Genomic DNA, 19,832 nt, shown 5'->3' on the forward strand with positions numbered 1-19,832 from the left:
AGGGAAGGCTTGGCCGGGCCCATGGCCCGGCGCCGTGCCTTGGGTATTGCCGAGGTTCAGTTCTTGGCCTGGCTCAGCCTGCTGTACAGGTCGGCCGGGAATGGCTTGCCATTGGCGTCGAACTGGCCCTTGCGGAACTGGTACACCTCGCCTTCCGACAGGTAGCCGTCGTGGTTGGCGTCGATGGCGTCGAACTCGGCATTGGCCTTGGGCGCCACCGCCAGCAGTTCGGCGCGCGAGACACGACCATCGTGGTCGGTGTCGGTGCGGGCGAAGGAGGCATCGCCGCACTTGCCTTCACCGCACTTGCCTTCCGTCTGGGCGCCCTTGGCCTGGGCTGCGCCCGCGCCGCATTTACCCTCGCCACACTTGCCTTCCGCGGCCTTGCCGGCAGCGGCTACCTGGTAGCCCTGGGGCAACGCCTCCACGGCGAAGGCCGAGGCGCTGAGATTGATACCGCCCACCAGGGCGATGGTGAGCAGGCCGATACGAGTCTTGGTGTTGGACATGTGTTGCTCCGATAGCGGTTGGGTTGTGCCATGAGGGCCCGGAACATCGCCGGCAGGCTTTTCGTTCGGGCTGACGCATTTGGCCCCAGGCGTGTATCCGGGGCGTATCCATCGGCAGCGGTATTTGTAAGCGAGGTTGCAAAGGCCGGGGGCGGATACAAAGCGATACATCCTCGGGTCGAGGTGGGTACCGGTGCCCGCTCGACCGCCAGGGTGAACCGGGCATCGCCTTTTTGACATGTTTATTTTCACTGCATTGATTTATGAAATTAATTGTGTCAATTTCAGTTCCGCCGCCCCCTCGCCCATGCAGCGCCGGGCGGCATTGCCCACCCACCGGAGTCGATAAAATGAACAAGACCGGACTTCTTGGCGCACTGGCCTTCTGTGCCTGCAGCGCCCTCGCCCACGCCGATGAAGCAAGCCTGCGGATCGGCATCGAGGCGGCCTACCCGCCCTTCTCCTACCGCACGCCCGAAGGCGAGCTTGCCGGCTTCGACTACGACATCGGCAATGCCCTGTGCGCGCAGATGCAGGTCAAGTGCCAGTGGGTGATCCAGGAGTTCGACGGGATGATTCCGTCGCTGAAGGTGCGCAAGATCGACGCCGTGCTGTCGTCCATGTCGATCACCGAAGACCGCCTCAAGTCGGTCGATTTCACCGACCGCTACTACCACACGCCGGGCAAGTTCGCGATGAAGGCCGGCAGCCAGCTCAACGTACCTGCCGTGGACCTGAAGGGCCGCAAGGTGGGTGTGCAGCGCGCCTCCACCTATGACCGTTTCGCCACCGAGCAACTGGAGCCTGCGGGCGTCGAGGTGGTGCGCTACGCCTCGCAGAACGAAGCCTTCCTCGACCTGGTGTCCGGGCGCCTGGATGCCACCCTCGCCGACATCGTCAACACCGAGGAGAGCTTCATCAAGACCCCCGCCGGCCAAGGCTTTGCCCTGGTCGGTCCGGACATCAGCGACCCTCAGTACTTCGGCCGTGGCGCCGGTATCGCCGTGCGCAAAGGCGACACCGCCAACCTGGCGCGGCTCAACGCCGCCATCGCCGCGATCCGCGCCAACGGCACCTACCAGCAGGTGCAGAGCAAGTACTTCCCGTTCGATATCTACGGCCAGTAACGCTGGCTCGCGAGGGTTTTCATCATGCTTCACGGCTATGGATCGAGCATTCTCGAGGGTGCCTGGCTGAGCATCGAACTGGCCCTGCTGGCCATGGCAGTGGCCATCGGCCTGGGCCTGTTCGGCGCCGCCTGCCGGCTGTCCCCCCTCAAGTGGCTGGCGGCGCTGGGCGAGGTCTACACCACGGTGGTGCGCGGCATCCCTGACCTGGTGCTGATCCTGCTGGTGTTCTACGGCGGCCAGGACCTGGTCAACCGCCTGGCGCTGGCCCTGGGTTACTCACAGTACATCGACATCAACCCCTTCATCGCCGGGGTCTGCACCATGGGCTTCATTTTCGGCGCGTACCTGTCGGAAACCTTCCGCGGCGCCTTCCTGGGCATCCCCAAGGGCCAGGCCGAGGCTGGCGCGGCCTATGGCATGAGCGGCCTGCAGGTGTTCTGGCGGATCAGCCTGCCGCAGATGGTGCGCCTGGCGCTGCCGGGGTTCACCAACAACTGGCTGGTGCTGACCAAGTCCACCGCGCTGATCTCGGTGATCGGCCTGCAGGACATGATGTTCAAGGCCAAGAACGCGGCCGACGCCACTCACCAGCCATTCACCTTTTTCCTCGCCGTGGCGGCGCTGTACCTGCTGCTGACCAGTGTGTCGCTGGTGCTGCTGCGCGGCGTGGGACAACGTTACTCGGTCGGCTACAAAGCCGCCGAGCTGTAAGGGAGCCGCTGCGATGATGCTCGACTACCAGCTGATCTGGCAGAACCTGCCGCTGTACCTGAACGGCATTGCCCTGACCCTCAAGGTGCTGCTGATTTCATTGGCCTGCGGCCTGGCGCTGGCAATCCCCCTGGGGCTGATGCGGGTTTCGCGCAGGTGCCTGCTGCGCTACCCCGCCTGGCTTTACACCTACGTGATCCGCGGCACGCCGATGCTGGTGCAGCTGTTCCTGATCTACTACGGCCTGGCCCAGTTCGAAGCCGTGCGCCAAAGCCCGCTGTGGCCGTACCTGTCCAGCGCAACCTTCTGCACCTGCCTGGCATTCGCCCTCAACACCAGTGCCTACAGCGCCGAGCTGCTGGCCGGCAGCCTGCGGGCAACCCCACGCGGCGAGCTGGAAGCGGCCCGCGCCATGGGCATGTCACCCCTGACCCTGTACCGGCGCATCCTGCTGCCCTCGGCCTTGCGCCGGGCCCTGCCGCAGTACAGCAACGAGGTGCTGATGATGCTGCAGACCACCAGCCTGGCCTCGATCGTCACCCTGGTGGACATCACCGGCGCTGCAAAAACCTTCAACGCGCGCTACTACCTGCCCTTCGAGGCGTTCATCACCGCCGGGCTGATCTACCTGGCCCTGACCTTCCTGCTGGTGCGCCTGTTCAAACTGGCCGAGCGCCACTGGCTGGCCTACCTGGCCCCACGCAAGCACTAAGGAGCCTGCATGCAGCACATTGACCATACCTTGCCCTGGAGCGCCTGCGGCACCCAGCGGAGCCTGCGCGTGTTGCGTTTTGGCAGCGGGCCGCGCAAGGCCTACATCCAGGCTGCGCTGCACGCCGACGAACTGCCGGGCATGCGCGTTGCCGTCGAGCTCAAGCGGCGCCTGCTCGAGCTCGAGGCCCAAGGCCGGCTCAGCGGGACCATCGAACTGGTGCCCCTGGCCAATCCGATCGGCATCGGCCAGATGTTCCAGGCCACCCATCAGGGCCGTTTCGAATTCAACAGCGGCAAGAATTTCAACCGCGACTTCCCGGCACTGACCCAGGCGCTGGCCACGCGCCTGGAGGGTCGCCTGGGCGACGACGAGGCCGGCAACGTGGCAACGATTCGCCAGGCCATGGTCGAGCTCATCGACGCCCTGCCGCCGCCGCAGTCGGAGCTGGACGGCCTGCGCCGGCTGCTCTTGCGCCATGCCTGCGACGCCGACCTGGTGCTGGACCTGCACTGTGATTTCGAATCGGTGATGCTGCTCTACGCCATGCCACAGCACTGGCCGCAGCTGCGCTCGCTGGCCGCGCGCCTGGGCGCCGAAGCGGTGCTGCTGGCCGAAGGTGCCGGCGGCGACGCGTTCGATGAAGCCTGTGCGGCGCCGTGGTTGCAACTGCGCGCACACTTCCCCCAGGCCCAGATCCCCCTGGCCTGCGTGGCCACCACCATCGAGCTGCGCGGCATGGCCGACACCGGCCGCGAGCAGTGCCAGGCCAGCGCCGAGCAGATCCTCGGCTACCTGGCCGAGCAAGGCCTGATCAGCGGCCACTGGCCGAGCGCACCGGCGCTTGGCTGCCAGGCCACGCCATTCGCTGGCGCCCAGTACGCCTACGCCGAGCACCCCGGCGTGGTCAGCTACCTGCAACCCCTGGGGGCGCAGGTGCGGGTCGGCGACCCGCTGTTCGAAGTGATCGACCCGCTCAGTGACCGCCACAGCGTGGTCCGGGCCAGCACCGACGGCATTCTCTACGCCCGCGAACGCCTGCGCTTTGCCCAACCGGGCCTGTGGCTGGCCAAGATCGCCGGCAATACCCCCATCCGCCAGGGTCGCTTGCTCAGCGACTGATACCTACGAGTACCGACCGATGAACAAACTGCACATCCAGGACCTGCATAAAAGCTACGGCAGCCACCAGGTGCTCAAGGGCGTGTCGCTTGCGGCCAACGCTGGCGACGTGATCAGCATCATTGGCTCCAGCGGCTCGGGCAAGAGCACCTTCCTGCGCTGCATCAACCTGCTCGAACAACCCAATGCCGGGCAGATCGTGGTCAACGGCGAGCAACTCAAGTTGCGCGAATGCCCGCGTGGCGGTTTGCGGGCGGCCGATCCGCGGCAATTGCAGCGCCTGCGTTCACGGCTGAGCATGGTCTTCCAGCACTTCAACCTGTGGTCGCACATGAGCGCACTGGACAACGTGATGGAGGCGCCGGTGCAGGTGCTGGGCATCAACCGCAAGGAGGCACGCGAAAAGGCCGAGCACTACCTGAACAAGGTGGGCGTCAGCCACCGGCGCGACGCTTACCCTGCGCACATGTCCGGTGGCGAACAGCAACGGGTGGCTATCGCCCGGGCACTGGCCATGGAGCCCGAGGTGATGCTGTTCGACGAGCCCACATCGGCGCTCGATCCGGAGCTGGTCGGCGAAGTGCTCAAGGTGATGCAGGACCTGGCCCAGGAGGGCCGCACCATGGTCGTGGTCACCCACGAGATGGGCTTTGCCCGCGAGGTGTCGAACCAGCTGCTGTTCCTCCACCAGGGCCTTGCCGAAGAACGCGGCGCCCCGCGCGAAGTGCTGGCACGGCCGCAGTCCGAGCGGCTGCGCCAGTTCCTTGCCGGCAGCCTCAAGTAAGCCCCCCGGCGCTCTGCGGCCATCCGCCGCGGGGCGCCTTGGGATACACTACGGCCCAACTTTTCAGGGAGCTTCGCGCCGGATGCCGAGCCATTCGAAGAACACCACCGTGTATGCCTCGCCGGTCATGCGCAAACTGTCGGAAAGCCTGCCCGAGCTGCCGCCTTCGCTGCGCAAGGTCGCCGACTACATTCTGCGCCACCCCTTGAAGGCCGCGACCCTGACCATTGAAGAGATGGCCCAGGCCACCGCGACCTCGCCGGCGGCGGTCAATCGCCTGGCCAAAGCCCTGGACCTGGGCGGCTACAGCGGCATGAAAGCAGAGCTGGTGACCACCCTGCAGCAGATGGTCTCGCCGGTGGACAAGCTGCGCAACGAGCTGGCCCAGCGCCCCGATGGCGATTTTGGCCTGCACGAGCAGATCCAGAGCGCCAGCAGCAACCTGGCGACCACCGCCAGCAACAACCAGGCCGACACCTTCGAAACCTTCGTCAAGCGCCTGCTCGCGGCACGCAAGGTCTATGTGCTGGGGTTTGGCAACAGCGCCTACCTGGCCAGCCTGGCAGCCTCGACGCTGGTGCCGTTCTGCAACGACGCCCTGGCCATCAGCATGGAAGGTGGCAACGAGAACGCCGCTTATAGACTGGCGGTGATCGACGAGCAGGACGTACTGCTGGCGATTGCCCTGCCGCGCTACTCCCAGGACACGCTGCAACTGTCGCGCTATGCCCGCGAGCGCAACGCCACGGTGCTGGCGATCACCGACTCGCCGGCCTCGCCGCTGACCGCCATTGCCCACCATGTGCTGTTCGCGCCCGCCGACCATCCGGTGCTGACCAGCTCCAACATCGCCGTGCTGGCGTTGATCGAAGGGTTGGTGGCCGGGGTGATGGCACGTAACAAGGAGGCGGTGAAACTGGCGACCGAACTGACCGAGAGCGTGATGGCCTATCTGCATGTGCCTGGCGGTAAAGGCAGCAGGGGTTAGCGGCGGGGCTGGCGCCCCGTACTGAAGTGACCAGCCAAGGATCTTGCGCAAAACAAGAAGGACGACTCTTCCCGAGTTCGGCGCTATGAAGCCCGGCGGGAAGGCCGGGTTACAGGTTTGCAGCCCGGTCAGGGCTCCTCCTCTGGGAGTATCAGGACGCCAATCATGTCCGCCAGCGCCAGCAGCTGGCCGAAGGTGTCCGGGTCGTGTTGCAGGTCCCGCCCCACATCGTGCTCTACGAGCGCCCCCTCACCAAGACGATCGCCAAACAGGACATAAGCCTCGGCTTGGTCATCCTGGCGAGAAATCCAGCGCAATCCTTGCGCCTCGAGCATGAACTGATGAAGCGCCTTCGCCCAGGACCTCGTGTAGCCATACTCCGATGCAGGCGTATCTATCAGGTGCTGGCGCTCGATGCCCAGCCGGCGGAGTGCCTTGGTCGAAAGGTCGACGAGTGTCAGGTCCCGGGCGGTACAAATGACAGAGTGCTTCAGACCATTGAGTCGCTTCTGCTGAAAAGTCTTCAGGCCAGCCGAGTAGCTCACGTCATGGAATGTCGTCTCCATCACCGCGCAATGGAACGTGCTGCCGGCGTAGAGGGTCGGGACTATCGCTCCTGCGGCAGTGGAGATCGGGCTGAATCGAGCATTGCCGCCCCCAGTGGCGTTGTGTTCAGTCGCACCGAAGCGTCCTTGGTGTACCCGGTGCAGCAAGGTGCCAGCGGGAAGGATGAAACGGGATACGTGGAGTGTGGTCGGTGGCTTATCAGGTTTGCACTGATCAGCCATGCGAAATCTCCGACACTTCCTCCCGGGCGGCTTCGAGCACACGGTCCGGGTCAGTGCGCAGCAGATCCTGCGGGCGCTTGGAGGCCAGCCAGCTGTTTTCGGACATGAACCAGTAGGCCATCTGCCAAGCGTCCTTGGCTGACTCAAGCACCATGATCACATCCTTCAGCTGAGACAGGGGCCTGTAGCTACGCGCCTCATCCAGCCCGTACAGGGGGAAATAATCCGCGCCATTGTGGGTGATGGCAAAAATGCGCTTCTCCCGCTTCCATTTACTTGGCTGCGAGGATGGATTGCTGGCGCTGAGCTTGGCCAGGCCCGCAATCTCGGACGCCGTGACCCAATCACCGCTTTCCAGAACAGCGGTCTTGGCCTTCATCAGCATCTGGGCTTGGTGGAGCTTTGTCGAGGAGATCGGCTCCAGGGGAACCATGACCTCCACGAGGCGTTGTATGGACTCACAGCTCACCGAACGCGCACGCCGCTGGAACTGCTGGTTCACCATGTCCAGGGTATATAGATACGCCTGCGCCGATGTCTTCGAGTTGCTGTTTACGGCTATGACGATATGGAAGGATTGCGTCTCCCCTTCCAGCTCTTCTATGTGATGGACTTCAGCGCCCCCTTCCAACGCCTCGAGGCCGTGATACTGATCCAGTTCATCGAACAGCACGACGGAGCGGCTGATCTTGATGACCTCTGCAGGCTCTGCCATGGCGAACTCCCTGATGATAGATATTACCGCTTTCGGCAATAACCAATCTAATCCTAGGAAGGATGGAGAGCAAGCCAAGGCCGATGGCTGGTGCTAGCTCGGAACGCGGTAATGAATTGGCCGTTGCCGCACCAATAAAGGATGTAGGTACACCGCCGCTCAGATATGGGCAGGCACGATCAGCGCCTCGGGGTGTGCGCGCAGATTTCGCGATCCAATGGCTAACAATGCCGACTTGAGCTGCCCGTTAGTGGCAGGGCTGCAAAAAATCCTGAAAATGCAAAAAGGGCGACCCTCTCGGATCGCCCTTTTCGATGCCCGGTTACCCGGGACTTTGTTTGGTAGGCACAATTGGACTCGAACCAACGACCCCCACCATGTCAAGGTGGTGCTCTAACCAACTGAGCTATGTGCCTGTCGTGTGGGGCGCATTCTACGCGTTACAAAATCGCTGTCAACGCTTTTTTTCACGCTAAGCTACTGAATCTTAAAAATATTTGAAAAAGGATACCGGCAGGGTCGGCGTAAAGGATTTTCACCGGACGACTAGCGGGTGTTTATTATTATTGATAGCATCGGTACATTCGTTAAAAATATAAAACACGAGGTTCCTCGAGCATGGCCACTACCCCCTACCCCCAGTCCTACTACGCCGCCTCGGCTAACCCGGTGCCGCCACGTCCGGCGCTGCAGGGTGAGGTGGAAACCGATGTGTGCATCATCGGTGCCGGCTACACCGGCCTGTCCAGCGCCCTGTTCCTGCTGGAGAACGGCTTCAAGGTGAGCATCGTCGAGGCCGCCAAGGTCGGTTTCGGCGCTTCGGGCCGCAACGGCGGCCAGATCGTCAACAGCTACAGCCGCGACATCGACGTGATCGAACGCACCGTCGGCCCTAAAGAAGCACAACTGCTGGGCAAGATGGCCTTCGAGGGCGGGCGCATCATCCGTGAGCGCGTGGCCAAGTACAACATCCAGTGCGACCTGAAGGACGGCGGCGTGTTCGCCGCGTTGACCAGCAAGCAGATGGGCCACCTGGAATCGCAAAAACGCCTGTGGGAACGCTTCGGCCACACCCAGCTGGAGTTGATGGACCAGAAGCGCATCCGTGAAGTGGTGGCCTGCGACAGCTATGTCGGCGGCATGCTCGACATGAGCGGCGGCCATATCCACCCGCTCAACCTGGCCCTGGGCGAAGCCGCGGCGGTCGAGTCGCTGGGCGGCATCATCTATGAGCAGACCCCGGCCGTTCGCATCGAGCGTGGCGCCAACCCGGTGGTGCACACCCCGCAGGGCAAGGTCCGCGCCAAGTTCATCATCGTCGCCGGCAACGCCTACCTGGGCAACCTGGTGCCGGAACTGGCCGCCAAGTCCATGCCGTGCGGCACCCAGGTGATCACCACCGAGCCGCTGGGCGAGGAACTGGCCCGCACCCTGCTGCCGCAGGACTACTGCGTCGAGGACTGCAACTACCTGCTCGACTACTATCGCCTGACCGGCGACAAGCGCCTGATTTTCGGCGGCGGCGTGGTCTACGGCGCGCGTGACCCGGCCAACATCGAGGCGATCATCCGCCCGAAAATGCTCAAGGCCTTCCCGCAGCTCAAGGACGTGAAGATCGACTTCGCCTGGACCGGCAACTTCCTGCTGACCCTGTCGCGTCTGCCGCAGGTAGGTCGCATTGGCGACAACATCTACTACTCGCAAGGCTGCTCGGGCCACGGCGTGACCTACACCCACCTGGCGGGCAAGGTGCTGGCCGAGGCCCTGCGCGGCCAGGCCGAGCGCTTCGACGCGTTCGCCGGCCTGCCGCACTACCCGTTCCCGGGTGGCCAGATGCTGCGCGTGCCGTTCAGCGCCCTCGGCGCCTGGTACTACAGCCTGCGTGACCGTCTGGGCTTCTGACAGACCAAAAGTACCAAACTATCGCGGGGCAAGCCCGCTCCCACGTCATCAACGTGGGAGCGGGCTTGCCCCGCGATTTTCCCCCTCAATGCCCCAGGCTATTCACCGCCTGCTTCGCCGCAATCTCCTGCCCCGAGCGCGCCAGCTCATCCGCCGCCTGCAACCAGCGCTGGCGATCCACCTGGGCCGGCAACTGCCGAGGCGACTGCACCAGCACCGCCCAACTGCCCTCCTTGGCCCACGCCGACTCGAAACTGTCGAAGCTCATCAACTGTCGCCGGTGCATGCCTGCGCGCAGCAGTACCCGCTGCTTGTAGCGGTCATAACCGATCAGCACGGCGTAGCGTGGCTCGCTCCACCAGGCCGAACCTTCCTGAAAACGCAGCAGCACCGGGTAACCGGCGGCCACTTGCGCCAGCAAGGCGTCAAGCCGCTTGTCCAGCGGGTACACGAGCATGCCGTATTCACGCGCTACCTTGGGGATCGTGCTGTCCAGCGACTCGGCGGCCCCCGGCAGGCCCAGCGGCTTGTCCAGCAAGCCCGGGGTGATCGGCGCGCCTTTGGCCGACAGCACCGCCGCCAAGGCCATCGATCCGCTGTGGTTGGCATTGCCACGGTAGAACGGCACGCTGCTGATCTCGACCCGCTGCGGCAGGCTCTTGAGCGCCGCCGGGGGTGTGCTGGAGCAGCCGGCCAAGGCAGCGGCCACCAGGCAGGCGGCAAGCAGACGACGGGGGCTCGAACCCCGGGACTTGGGAAGGTCTTGCAACATGGGGCACTCGCTTGTTCCGACGCCAGGCGGATGCCGCCCGGCCATGGCCACCGATCATAGGCCGCCACCGCGCCCGGGTATAGCCCGGGCCGTACTTGGAACCAAACGGCCCAAGCACTAGACCTTCGGTCAATGGAACGTCACAAGCGCCGGGCTAGACTATCAACTGTGTCCGGGATGACGCGCTGCCCGTCATCAAGAAGGAGGCATTCATGACCCTGTCCATGGCAATCCTCATGTTGGTCGGCATGTGGCTCAGCGTTGCGGCGGCCATGCTCTGGGGCGTGCTGCGCATCGTGCGGCGGCACTCCCATCCCCACCACCTGCCCACGCCGCCCCTGGCCAAACCCCAGCAAACACGCCGTGCACGGCGGCATGCGGGGGCGCACTGAGGTTCAGGTGCCGCTCTTCAAACGGCTGAACGCCCGGGTCAGCTCCCGGTTGAACGCCTTGTCGTTGTCGTTCTTGCTGTACAGCCGCGCCCGAACCGCAGCCGGCGGGTAGGTACCCGGGGCATTGCGGATCTGCGCATCCACCAGGTTGTCGGCCGCCGTGATGGCGTTGGCGTAGTGGATGGTATCGGTGATCGGCGCAATCACCTCCGGGCGCATCAGGTAGTCCATCAAGGCCCAGGCCGCTTGCGGATGCGGTGCGTCCTTGGGCACCACCAAGGCATCAAGCCAGATCAACGTGCCCTCGCGGGGGATGCTGTAGTCCAGGCCGAACGGCTTGCCGGCCTGCTGCGCCTGGGCCTGGGCAATGGCCACGTTGCCGTTCCACGACATCGCCACGCAGGTCTCGCCATTGGCCAGGTCGTTGATGTTGCGGTCGTTGTCGAAATAGCGGATGTACGGGCGCACCTTGCGCAGTTGCGCCTCGGCGGCCCTGAGGTCCTCCAGCCGCTGCTGGTTGATGTCCAGGCCCATGTAGCGCATCACCGCGGCGAACACTTCGTTGGGGTCGTTGAGCAGGCTGACCCCGCAATCGGCGAATTTCGCCACCACCTGCGGGTCGAACAGCATCGCCCAGCTGTCCTTGGGCACGTCGGCCAGCCGCGCGGCCACTGCCTGCTGCTGGAAGCCCACGCCGGTGGTGCCCCAGGCGTAGGTGCCGGCGTAGCGGTTACCTGGGTCGAACACCGCCATGTGCTCAAGAAACGCCTCCCCTACCCCTTGCAGGTGCGGCAAGCGCGACTTGTCCAGCGGCTGCAGCGCGCCGCTGGCGATGGCCCGGCTCAGGTGCTGGCCGGCGCTGAGCACCAGGTCGTAGCCGCTGCCGCCGGTGAGCAGCTTGGTCTCGGCGGTTTCCAGCGAATCGAAATGGTCGGCCACCACGCGGATGCCGGTTTCCTTCTCGAAGTTGGCCAAGGTATCCGGGGCCAGGTACTCGCCCCAGATGTACAAGTTGACCGTGGGCTTGTCGGCATCGGCGGCCGTGGCCGCCGACACCATGCAGCCCAAGGCGAGTGCGAGGGCCAGGCGGCTCATCAGCGGCGGCCCCCGGCGTATTGCGGCATGGTGATGCAGGCGACGTTGCCGCCACCGAGCAGGATCTCGCGGCTGTTGTCGATGCCGATGATGCGGTGGCCTGGGAACAGCTCGGCCAGGGTGGCCTGGGCGATGCTGTCGTTGCGGTCGCCGAACAGCGGCACGACGATCGCCGAGTTGCCGGCGTAGTAGTTGATGTAGGAAGCGCAGATCTGCGTGCCCGCCTGGCGCACATGGGTACCCTCCACATGGTCCAGGCCCGCCGCCTCTTCAGCCGTCCAGCGCAGCACTTCGGGCTGCGGCAGCTTGTGCACCTTGAGCGCGCGGCCACGGCTGTCGCGGGTGCTGCGCAGGATGTCATAGGCCTCCTGGTAGATCTCCCACTGCGGGTCGTCGCGGTTGTCGGTCCATTGCAGCACCACTTCGCCGGGGCGCACGAAGCAGGCCAGGTCGTCGACATGGCCGTCGGTTTCGTCGAACTTGCACCCGCGCGGCAGCCAGATCACCTGCTCGGCGCCGAGGTAGTCCTGCAGCCGTCGGGTCACCTCGTCCTTGCCCAGGTGGGCGTTGCGGTTGCGGTTGAGCAGGCACTGCTCGGTGGTCAGCAGGCTGCCTTCACCATCGCTCTGGATACCGCCCAGCTCGGCGATCAAAGGCGCGCGGTAGCGGTCGAGGTTTTCGATCTCGAGGATCTTGCGGGCGATCTGGTCATCCTTGTCCCAAGGGTAATAAAGGCCGCCGTCGAGGCCGCCGTAGGCATTGAACTCGAAGTCCACGCCGCGCACCTCGCCGCTTTGATCGTTGACCACGAAACACGGCCCACTGTCGCGGAACCAGGTGTCGTTGCACGTCATCTCCACCACCCGCACATGGGCCGGCAGCAGGTTGCGGGCGTTGGCGTACTGGGCGGCGGAGGCACAGACCGTCACCGGCTCGCTGCTGGCGATGGCGGTGACGATCTCGACCCAGACCTTCTGCGCCGGTTTGCCGCCATTGCGCCACACATCCGGGCGCTCCGGCCAACCGAGCCAGCAGCCGGCCTTGGCTTCGAATTCGCCGGGCAAGCGGAAACCATCGGCCTTGGGGGTGGTGGTGAGCGAACGTGCCATGGGTCAACCTCGGTGTCGGTGAGTGATGACTGCACGCTACGCCGCGGCGCTTTTGCCTTCCAACGATGAAAACTCAGCGATAGCTGAATTTAATTCAGCTATCGCCCAACTGTTCGATGAACCATTCGATGAATTGCGCCACTGCGCCGCGTTCCAGGCGCAGGCGCTCGCACACCAGCGCGTACTGCCCCTGGGCGGTGACGCTGGCGCTGAACGGGCGCACCAGGCGGCCACTTTGCAGGTCGGCCTGGCAGGTCAGGTTATCGCCCATGGCCACGCCCTGCCCCAGCAACGCCGCCTCCAGCGCCAGGGCGGCGTGGGGGAAATACAGCTGCCGGGTGGGCAAGGCGTCTTCGGCGTGGGTGGCCAGCCAGGTGGTCCAGGTGCGGCCATCCTGATCGTCGTGCAACAGGCAATGGCGCACCAGGTCGCGCGGGCGCTTGAGCCCGCCCTGGTTGAACAGGCCCGGGCTGCACACCGGGAAGAACTGCAGCAGCGGCAAGGGCCTCACGAAGTGGGTGCTGGCATCCAGGGTGCTGGTGCCGTAGGTGATGGCCAGGTCGACGTCCAGCGCCGGGGCACCGGCGTCGATCGGCTGATCGTGCAGGTGCAGGGTGATGTGCGGGTAGCGGCTGCTGAAGTCGGCCAGCCGCGCCACCAGCCATTTCTGCGCCAGCTCCGCCGTTACCGCCACCCGCAGCACGGCCTGGGAGGCCGGGTCGCGCAGCTCGTCGCAGGCCTTGCCGATCAATTCGAAGGCCTGCTGCAGGTGGTGCAGCAGGCGCTCGGCCTCGGCGCTCGGGCGCACCTGACGGCCGACCCGCTCGAACAGGGCGACGCCGAGTTGTTCTTCCAGTTGGCGGATCTGGTGGCTGACGGCGCTGTCGGTGACGCACAGCTCGGCGGCGGCGCGGCCGAAGTGGCCATGGCGGGCGGCGCATTCGAAGGTGCGCAGGGCGGTGAGGGATGGCAGGCGGCGCATGGGCGTAAGCCTTGTATTTGTCATTGGGGCTGCTGCGCAGCCCTTTCGCGGCACAAGGCCGCTCCTACAGGAATACGCATTCCTCTGTACCACGAAAGGACCGCAACGCGGTCCCCGGATCATATCGTCAACACCGCCCCGCTGGCGCAATGAAATTTATCTGCTATTTTTTCATGAAAATAATCAAAACAAATTTCACGAGGCACCGGCATGTTCAAGCAATCCGCCCAGCACGTCGCCAGCTACTACGCCCAGACCTACCCCAGCGCCATCCCCCTGCGCCCTACCCTGCAAGGCCAGCACGACACCGATATCCTCATCATCGGCGCCGGTTTCAGCGGCCTGCACACCGCCCTGCGCCTGGCCCTGGCCGGTAAACGCGTAACCCTGCTCGAAGCCAGCCGCGTCGCCTGGGCCGCCTCCGGGCGCAATGGCGGCCAGGCCCTGCCGGGCTGGTCCTGCGACATGCCACCGCTGGAAAAGGCCCTGGGCCTGGAGCGCAGCCGGCGCCTGTGGGACAGCATGTGCTGGGCCGCCCGCGAGATGAGCGAGTTGCCGGCGCGCCACGGCTTCGACATCGACTATCGCCTGGGCAGCCTGTGGACTGCAGTGCTGCCGAGGCGGGTAAAGCTGCTGGAGGAAGCGCAACGCGACGCGGCACAGAAATTCGGCTACGACTGCCTGCGCCTGATCGGCCGCGACGAGCTGCCCGAGTGGATCGACAGCCCACGCTACCAGGCCGCCCTGCTGGACCCCAACGGCGCCCACCTCAACCCGCTGAAACTGGCCCAGGGCCTGGCCGCCACGATTGAACAGGCCGGCGGGCGCATCTTCGAACAGAGCCAGGTGCTCGATTATCAGGAAACGGCCGAAGGCTTCGTCGCCCGCACCGACAAGGGCGAAGTGCGCAGCAGTGTGCTGGTGCTGGCCTGCAACGCCTACATCGACCGCCTCGACCGCAATCTGGCGCGGCGCCTGCTGCCGGTGGGCTCCTACCAGGTGGCCACCGCGCCGCTGGACGCCGACTTCGCCGCCTCGCTGCTGCCGCGCAACAGCTGCGTGATCGACAACCAGTTCGTCCCCGACTACTTCCGCCTCACCCCCGACCACCGCCTGCTGTTCGGCGGTGGCTGCACCTACCTGGGCGGCATCCCCAAGGATGTCGCCGCCGCCACCCGCCCCTACCTGGAACGGGTGTTCCCGCAACTGCGCGGGGTGGCCATCGAACATGCCTGGGGCGGCCACATCGACTGCAGCATCCAGCGCACCCCGGACATCGGCCGCCAAGGCCAGCGCTACTGGCTGCAAGGCTTCTCCGGGCACGGCGTGCTGCCGACCCTGGCCGGGGCGCGGGCGGTCAGCGACGCGATCCTCGGCGACGACGATCTGCTGGCGCTGTACCAGGGCATCGACAACGGCCGCTTCCCCGGCGGCGACCTCCTGGCTGCGCCACTGGAGGCTGCGGCCAAGGCCTGGTACAGGATGCGCGACCATGTCTGAGTTGACCGACGACAGCCAAGCCCTGGCGCGGCTGGTGCGCGACCTGCGCAAGCACCGTGGCCTGACGCTGGACGAGCTGGCCGGGCGGGTCAACCGCTCGCTGGGCTTCCTCTCGCAAGTGGAGCGCGGCCTGTCGCGCCCGACCGTGGCCGACCTCACCGCCATCAGCGAAGCCCTGCAGGTACCGACCACCTACTTCTACCAAGCCGTGCCGCCACGGGAGATCGACTGGGTCACCCGCCCCGGCGAGCGGCGCACCCTGTATTACGCCGCCGGCGTCACCGACGTGCTGGTCTCGCCCACCCTCAATGGCCGCTTCGCCATGCTCGAAAGCCACCTGGCGCCCGGCGCCAGCAGTGGCGATGGGCACCTGGACGACAGCTCGGAACAGGGCGGCTTCGTCCTCGAAGGCGAGCTGACGCTGTGGCTCGAAGGCGTTGCCGAGGCCGTCACCCTGTACCCCAACGACAGCTTCCAGCTGCCGCCGCACAGCCAATTCCGCTACGCCAACCTCACCACCGAGCCGACCCGGGTCCTCTGGGTCTTCCGTTAAGAGCATGACCATGACAACTACAAAAACAATGCCCGACCTGCTCAGCGAAGTCCGCGCCTTCCGCGCCCAACACCCGCAGGTGCGCTACGTCGACCTGATCAGCCTGGACATCCCCGGGCACTTCTACGGCAAGCGCTACCCCATCGACATGCTGGAAAAGGTTGCCGCCGGCAGCCCGCTGAAGCTGCCGCAGAACTGCGTACTGCTGGGCGTGCAAGGCGGGCTGTTCCCGATTGGCGACTACTGCTTCAACGACGGCGACCCCGACGCCGCACGGCGCCTGGTGCCCGGCACCCTCAAGCCGGTGAGCTGGGAGCGCGAGCCGCTGGGGCAGATGCTGATCACCTCCGACGGCACCGCCGCCCCCATCGAATTCGAACCGCGCGAAGTGCTCGCCCGCGTGCTGCAGCGCCTGGAGCGTCGCGGCATCCGCCCGGTGGTGGCGTTCGAGCTGGAGTTCTACCTGTTCGACCGGGCGCTCAAGGAAGGCCTGCCGCAGTTCCCCCACGACCCGTTCAGCGCAGACGCCGACGACCAGCCGAATATGCATATCGAGCGCCTCTCGCGTTTCTCCGACGTGCTGCGCGACATGGTCGAGACCGCCAACGCACAAGGGGTGGACGCCAACGTCATCACCGCCGAGCTGGGCCCGGGCCAGTTCGAGATCAACTTCGGCCACTGCGACGACGGCCTGCGCGCCGCCGACTGGGCGGCGTTGTTCTGCCGCAGCACCCGCGGCGTGGCCCTCAAGCACGGGCTGCGCGCCTCGTTCATGAGCAAGCCGTACCTGCAGGCGCCGGGCAGCGGCATGCATGTGCACGTCAGCCTGTACGACCCGCAAGGCAACAACCTGCTCGCGGCCAACGACCAACGCCCCTTGCGCCATGCCGTGGCCGGCTGCCTGGAGCTGCTGCCGCACTGCATGCCGATCTTTGCCGCCAACCACAACGCGTTCCGCCGCTACGGCGCCATGGTCAATGCCGCCAGCCGCGCCAGCTGGGGCTTCGAAGACCGCGACGCGTGCATCCGCATCCCCGAGTCGGACCCGCGCAACCTGCGTATCGAGCATCGCCTGGCGGGGGCGGATGCCAACCCCTACCTGGTGCTGGCGGCAATCCTGTGCGGTATGGAGCACGGGCTCGATGCCGGGCAGGAGCCGATTGCGCCGCTGAACGACGACCGCAGCAGCGGCATCGATTTCCCCAAGGACATGCTCGGCGCGGTGGCAGCCATGCGCGGGCATCCGGCGGTGAATGAGGGGTTGGGGGCGGAGTTCGTGATGGTGTATTGCGAGAACAAGCGCCAGGACCATCTGGCGTTCATGCAAGAGGTGAGTGCCCGGGAGTATCGCTGGTTCCTGTAAAAACAATCGCGGGGCAAGCCCGCTCCCACAGGCCCCGCACCTGTGGGAGCGGGCTTGCCCCGCGATGGCGTAAGTGCTGACAACACATACTTGGCGGCTTACCATGTCACCCCTCTAGCGCGGCAGTTTGCCGCACCCCCTGCCTTCCAGCCTGCCGACCCCCATGCCCTTCGAACTCACCGTAGAACCGCTCACCCTACTGATCCTCGCCCTGGTCGCCTTCGTCGCCGGTTTCATCGATGCCATCGCCGGTGGCGGCGGCCTGCTGACCACCCCCGCGCTGCTCACCGCCGGCATGCCACCGCACCTGGTGCTGGGCACCAACAAGCTCAGTTCCACCTTCGGCGCGGCCACGGCCAGCATCACCTACTACCGGCGCAAGCTGTTCCACCCGGCGCAGTGGCGCCAGGCGATAGCGGGTACCCTGGCGGGCGCGCTGCTGGGTGCGGTGGTGGCCCATTACATGCCGGCCGAATGGCTGAACAAGATGCTGCCGGTGATCGTCTTCGCCTGCGGCGTCTACCTGCTGTTCGGCGGCACGCCCAAGGCGCCGCTGGACGCCGATGCGCCGATCAAGAAGAAATGGCAGTTCCCCCAGGGCTTCACCCTGGGCTTCTACGACGGCGTCGCCGGCCCCGGCACCGGCGCGTTCTGGACCGTCAGCACGCTGCTGCTCTACCCCATCGACCTGGTCCGTGCCAGCGGCGTGGCGCGCAGCATGAACTTCGTCAGCAACATCGCGGCGCTGACGGTGTTCATCATTTCCGGGCAGGTGGACTACATCGTCGGCCTGTGCATGGGCCTGTCGGTGATGGTCGGCGCGTTCTTCGGCGCACGCACGGCGATCAGCGGCGGCAGCAAGTTCATCCGCCCGGTGTTCATCGCCGTGGTGCTGGCGTTGACCGTACGCCTAGCGTGGCAGCACTGGTTCGGCCAGGCCTAAGCGCCGCGCCACATACAAGTCGATCAGGTAGCGGGCGATGGAACGCCCCGCCGGCAGCGGCGGCAAGTCATGCACGCTGAACCACTGGGCATCCTCGATCTCGTCCGGCTGCATGACGATCTCGCCACCGGCGTACTCGGCATGGAAACCCAGCATCATCGAATGCGGGAACGGCCAGCACTGGCTGCCGACGTACTGGATGTTCTTCACTTCCACCGCCACCTCTTCGCGCACCTCACGCACCAGGCAGTCCTCGGCCGACTCGCCTGGCTCGGCAAAACCGGCCAGGGTGCTGTAAACGCCCGTCACAAAACGCGGCGAACGCGCCAGCAGCACCTCGTCGCCACGGGTGACCAGCACGATCATGCTCGGTGAAATGCGCGGGTAGCTGCGCAGGTCGCAGGGCTGGCAGTACATCGCCCGCTCCCAGTGGATCTGCGTCATCGCCTGGCCGCAACTGCCGCAGAAACGGTGTTCGCGGGCCCAGGTGCCGATCTGCGCGGCATAACCCAGCACCTTGTAGGTGTCGAAGTCGCCTTCGAGCATGAACCGGCGCAGGCCCTGCCAGGTGCAGCCCGGCACCTCGCCGGCGCCGCGCAGTTCGAGCAGGAACACCGGCTGGCCGTCGAAGTGGCCGATGCCGTGCTCGCACAGCACGTCCAGTGCCTGACGCTTGAGCCACTCACGGGGGAACAGCGCGCCGTTGGCGTCCACCAGGAACCCTTCCGGGCTGCGGGCGACGGCCAGCCCCCCGGTGATCTGCGGGTCGAGTACTGCGGTTGTCCAGCGTGCTGACATCGTTGCGGTCCCTTGAAGGCGCCCGCCAACGGGGTCAGTCGGCGAACGTCGGTTGCTGTTTGCTCATGTGGGCGGCCACCGCCACGCGCAGGTCTTCGGACTGCAGCATGGCGGCGTTCCAGGTGGCAATGTACTCCAGGCCATCGTCGACGCGATGGTCACGCATGTAGCTGATCAGCTCCTTGGTGCCGGCCACCGCGATCGGCGATTTTGCGGCAATCTCGCGGGCAATGGCAAAGACTCCGTCGAGCAATGCCGCCTGGTCGGCATAAACCCGGTTGACCAGGCCGATGCGCAGCGCCTCCTCGGCATCGACCATCCGCCCGGTAAAGGCCAGCTCGCGCATGATGCCGTCGCCGATGATACGCGGCAAACGTTGCAGGGTGCCGACATCGGCGGCCATGCCCATGTCGATTTCCTTGATCGAGAACTGCGCGTCGCTGGCGCAATAGCGCATGTCGCAGGCCGAGACCAGGTCGATGGCGCCACCGATGCAGTAACCCTGGATCGCCGCCAGCACCGGCTTGCGGCAGTTGTCCACGGCATTGAACGAGCTTTGCAGGCGCAGGATGGTGCGGCGCAGCAGGCGGGCGTTGCGGCCGACATCCTTGCCCAGCTGGCCGGCCAGCGAGGCCAGCATCATCAGGTCGATGCCCGAGGAGAAATGCTTGCCGGCGCCGCTGATCACCACGGCGCGCACCGCGTCGGTGTCGTCGATCCACTGGAAGATGTCGACGATCTCCTCCCAGAAGGCGGCATTCATCGCGTTGATCTTGTCCGGGCGGTTGATCTGCACATGGGCGATGTTGTCGGTCAGTTCAACCTTGAATGCGGTGTATTCGGTCACGGACGGCACTCCTGTGGGGAAAGGGTTCACGCGCAGGATCTTAGCGCACCCATAAGGCCGCACATGTGCCAAAAGCGGGACTGCACGCCTTGCACCCCGGGGCCCAATCCGGCACCG

The 19,832-nt window shown here is 65.5% G+C and carries 20 protein-coding genes, 1 tRNA gene and 1 pseudogene; 12 read left to right on the forward strand and 10 right to left on the reverse strand.

Annotation, left to right across the window (positions count from 1 at the left end; all coding sequences use genetic code 11):
- Positions 1 to 56: 56 nt before the first annotated feature.
- The gene (locus LOY51_RS16600; RefSeq protein ID WP_258642158.1) at positions 57 to 509 is read right to left on the reverse strand and encodes an HvfA family oxazolone/thioamide-modified RiPP metallophore; all 453 of its coding nucleotides are present in this window, start codon (positions 507 to 509) and stop codon (positions 57 to 59) included.
- 350 nt (positions 510 to 859) lie between these two features.
- On the opposite strand from LOY51_RS16600, the gene aotJ reads away from it, so the two are divergent.
- The 6 genes from aotJ to LOY51_RS16630 all read left to right on the forward strand — a co-directional run bounded on the left by aotJ (position 860) and on the right by LOY51_RS16630 (position 5,956).
- Complete coding sequence (gene aotJ / locus LOY51_RS16605) at positions 860 to 1,636, forward strand: L-arginine-binding protein AotJ (RefSeq protein WP_125464482.1); 777 nt, start codon at positions 860 to 862, stop codon at positions 1,634 to 1,636.
- Between the two features lie 24 nt (positions 1,637 to 1,660).
- On the forward strand, positions 1,661 to 2,350 hold the full coding sequence (locus tag LOY51_RS16610) for an ABC transporter permease (RefSeq protein ID WP_125464483.1): 690 nt from the start codon (positions 1,661 to 1,663) through the stop codon (positions 2,348 to 2,350).
- Between the two features lie 13 nt (positions 2,351 to 2,363).
- Positions 2,364 to 3,062, forward strand: a complete 699-nt coding sequence (locus LOY51_RS16615; RefSeq protein WP_110994742.1) for an ABC transporter permease — start codon at positions 2,364 to 2,366, stop codon at positions 3,060 to 3,062.
- 9 nt (positions 3,063 to 3,071) lie between these two features.
- Positions 3,072 to 4,184: a succinylglutamate desuccinylase/aspartoacylase family protein gene (locus LOY51_RS16620; RefSeq protein WP_258642161.1), complete on the forward strand. Its 1,113-nt coding sequence runs from the start codon at positions 3,072 to 3,074 to the stop codon at positions 4,182 to 4,184.
- Positions 4,185 to 4,203: 19 nt separating this feature from the next.
- Positions 4,204 to 4,968 (forward strand): ABC transporter ATP-binding protein, encoded by a 765-nt coding sequence (locus LOY51_RS16625; RefSeq protein WP_125464485.1) that lies wholly within the window; start codon positions 4,204 to 4,206, stop codon positions 4,966 to 4,968.
- 82 nt (positions 4,969 to 5,050) lie between these two features.
- The gene (locus LOY51_RS16630; protein WP_125859019.1) at positions 5,051 to 5,956 is read left to right on the forward strand and encodes a MurR/RpiR family transcriptional regulator; all 906 of its coding nucleotides are present in this window, start codon (positions 5,051 to 5,053) and stop codon (positions 5,954 to 5,956) included.
- A gap of 128 nt (positions 5,957 to 6,084) precedes the next feature.
- On the opposite strand, the gene LOY51_RS16635 is transcribed toward LOY51_RS16630, so the two are convergent.
- The 3 genes from LOY51_RS16635 to LOY51_RS16645 form a co-directional block, all read right to left on the reverse strand.
- Positions 6,085 to 6,744 (reverse strand): RES family NAD+ phosphorylase, encoded by a 660-nt coding sequence (locus LOY51_RS16635; RefSeq protein ID WP_125859020.1) that lies wholly within the window; start codon positions 6,742 to 6,744, stop codon positions 6,085 to 6,087.
- The gene (locus LOY51_RS16640; RefSeq protein WP_125859021.1) at positions 6,737 to 7,459 is read right to left on the reverse strand and encodes a hypothetical protein; all 723 of its coding nucleotides are present in this window, start codon (positions 7,457 to 7,459) and stop codon (positions 6,737 to 6,739) included. The genes LOY51_RS16635 and LOY51_RS16640 overlap by 8 nt, the downstream gene beginning before the upstream one ends.
- A 339-nt stretch (positions 7,460 to 7,798) precedes the next feature.
- Positions 7,799 to 7,875 (reverse strand) — tRNA-Val (locus tag LOY51_RS16645).
- Positions 7,876 to 8,077: 202 nt separating this feature from the next.
- On the opposite strand from LOY51_RS16645, the gene LOY51_RS16650 reads away from it, so the two are divergent.
- Entirely contained in the window at positions 8,078 to 9,361 is a 1,284-nt protein-coding gene (locus tag LOY51_RS16650) for an NAD(P)/FAD-dependent oxidoreductase (protein WP_125464487.1), read from the forward strand.
- A gap of 85 nt (positions 9,362 to 9,446) precedes the next feature.
- On the opposite strand, the pseudogene LOY51_RS16655 reads toward LOY51_RS16650, so the two are convergent.
- A pseudogene (locus tag LOY51_RS16655) lies at positions 9,447 to 10,191 on the reverse strand (peptidase C39 family protein).
- Positions 10,192 to 10,345: 154 nt separating this feature from the next.
- Here LOY51_RS16655 and LOY51_RS16660 point away from each other — a divergent pair.
- Positions 10,346 to 10,525 carry a hypothetical protein gene (locus LOY51_RS16660; RefSeq protein WP_258642165.1) on the forward strand — a complete coding sequence of 60 codons (180 nt, stop codon included), beginning with the start codon at positions 10,346 to 10,348 and terminating at the stop codon, positions 10,523 to 10,525.
- A 3-nt stretch (positions 10,526 to 10,528) separates the two neighbouring features.
- Here the strand turns inward: LOY51_RS16660 and LOY51_RS16665 are convergent, their stop codons facing one another.
- From LOY51_RS16665 to LOY51_RS16675, 3 genes are all read right to left on the reverse strand, one after another.
- The gene (locus LOY51_RS16665; RefSeq protein WP_374046856.1) at positions 10,529 to 11,620 is read right to left on the reverse strand and encodes an extracellular solute-binding protein; all 1,092 of its coding nucleotides are present in this window, start codon (positions 11,618 to 11,620) and stop codon (positions 10,529 to 10,531) included.
- Complete coding sequence (gene aguA, locus LOY51_RS16670) at positions 11,620 to 12,729, reverse strand: agmatine deiminase (RefSeq protein WP_125464491.1); 1,110 nt, start codon at positions 12,727 to 12,729, stop codon at positions 11,620 to 11,622. Before aguA ends, LOY51_RS16665 begins: the two co-directional genes overlap by 1 nt.
- Before the next feature lie 94 nt (positions 12,730 to 12,823).
- Positions 12,824 to 13,711 (reverse strand): LysR substrate-binding domain-containing protein, encoded by an 888-nt coding sequence (locus LOY51_RS16675; protein WP_110994733.1) that lies wholly within the window; start codon positions 13,709 to 13,711, stop codon positions 12,824 to 12,826.
- A 210-nt stretch (positions 13,712 to 13,921) separates the two neighbouring features.
- Here LOY51_RS16675 and LOY51_RS16680 point away from each other — a divergent pair, with 210 nt between their 5' ends.
- The 4 genes from LOY51_RS16680 (at position 13,922) to LOY51_RS16695 (ending at position 18,070) form a co-directional block, all read left to right on the forward strand.
- Positions 13,922 to 15,211 carry an NAD(P)/FAD-dependent oxidoreductase gene (locus LOY51_RS16680; protein ID WP_125859078.1) on the forward strand — a complete coding sequence of 430 codons (1,290 nt, stop codon included), beginning with the start codon at positions 13,922 to 13,924 and terminating at the stop codon, positions 15,209 to 15,211.
- Positions 15,204 to 15,764 carry a helix-turn-helix domain-containing protein gene (locus LOY51_RS16685; protein WP_125859079.1) on the forward strand — a complete coding sequence of 187 codons (561 nt, stop codon included), beginning with the start codon at positions 15,204 to 15,206 and terminating at the stop codon, positions 15,762 to 15,764. Before LOY51_RS16680 ends, LOY51_RS16685 begins: the two co-directional genes overlap by 8 nt.
- 10 nt (positions 15,765 to 15,774) lie before the next feature.
- Entirely contained in the window at positions 15,775 to 17,127 is a 1,353-nt protein-coding gene (locus LOY51_RS16690; protein WP_258642170.1) for a glutamine synthetase family protein, read from the forward strand.
- 163 nt (positions 17,128 to 17,290) lie between these two features.
- Positions 17,291 to 18,070, forward strand: coding sequence for a TSUP family transporter (locus tag LOY51_RS16695; RefSeq protein ID WP_110994729.1), 780 nt, complete (start codon positions 17,291 to 17,293; stop codon positions 18,068 to 18,070).
- Here LOY51_RS16695 and nudC read toward each other — a convergent pair.
- Positions 18,038 to 18,868, reverse strand: coding sequence for an NAD(+) diphosphatase (gene nudC, locus LOY51_RS16700; protein WP_258642172.1), 831 nt, complete (start codon positions 18,866 to 18,868; stop codon positions 18,038 to 18,040). The genes LOY51_RS16695 and nudC overlap by 33 nt on opposite strands.
- 34 nt (positions 18,869 to 18,902) lie before the next feature.
- Positions 18,903 to 19,715: a crotonase/enoyl-CoA hydratase family protein gene (locus tag LOY51_RS16705; RefSeq protein WP_125859082.1), complete on the reverse strand. Its 813-nt coding sequence runs from the start codon at positions 19,713 to 19,715 to the stop codon at positions 18,903 to 18,905.
- Positions 19,716 to 19,832: the final 117 nt, after the last annotated feature.

It is taken from the genome of Pseudomonas sichuanensis, from assembly GCF_024749065.1.
In the GTDB taxonomy this organism is placed as follows: domain Bacteria; phylum Pseudomonadota; class Gammaproteobacteria; order Pseudomonadales; family Pseudomonadaceae; genus Aquipseudomonas; species Aquipseudomonas sichuanensis.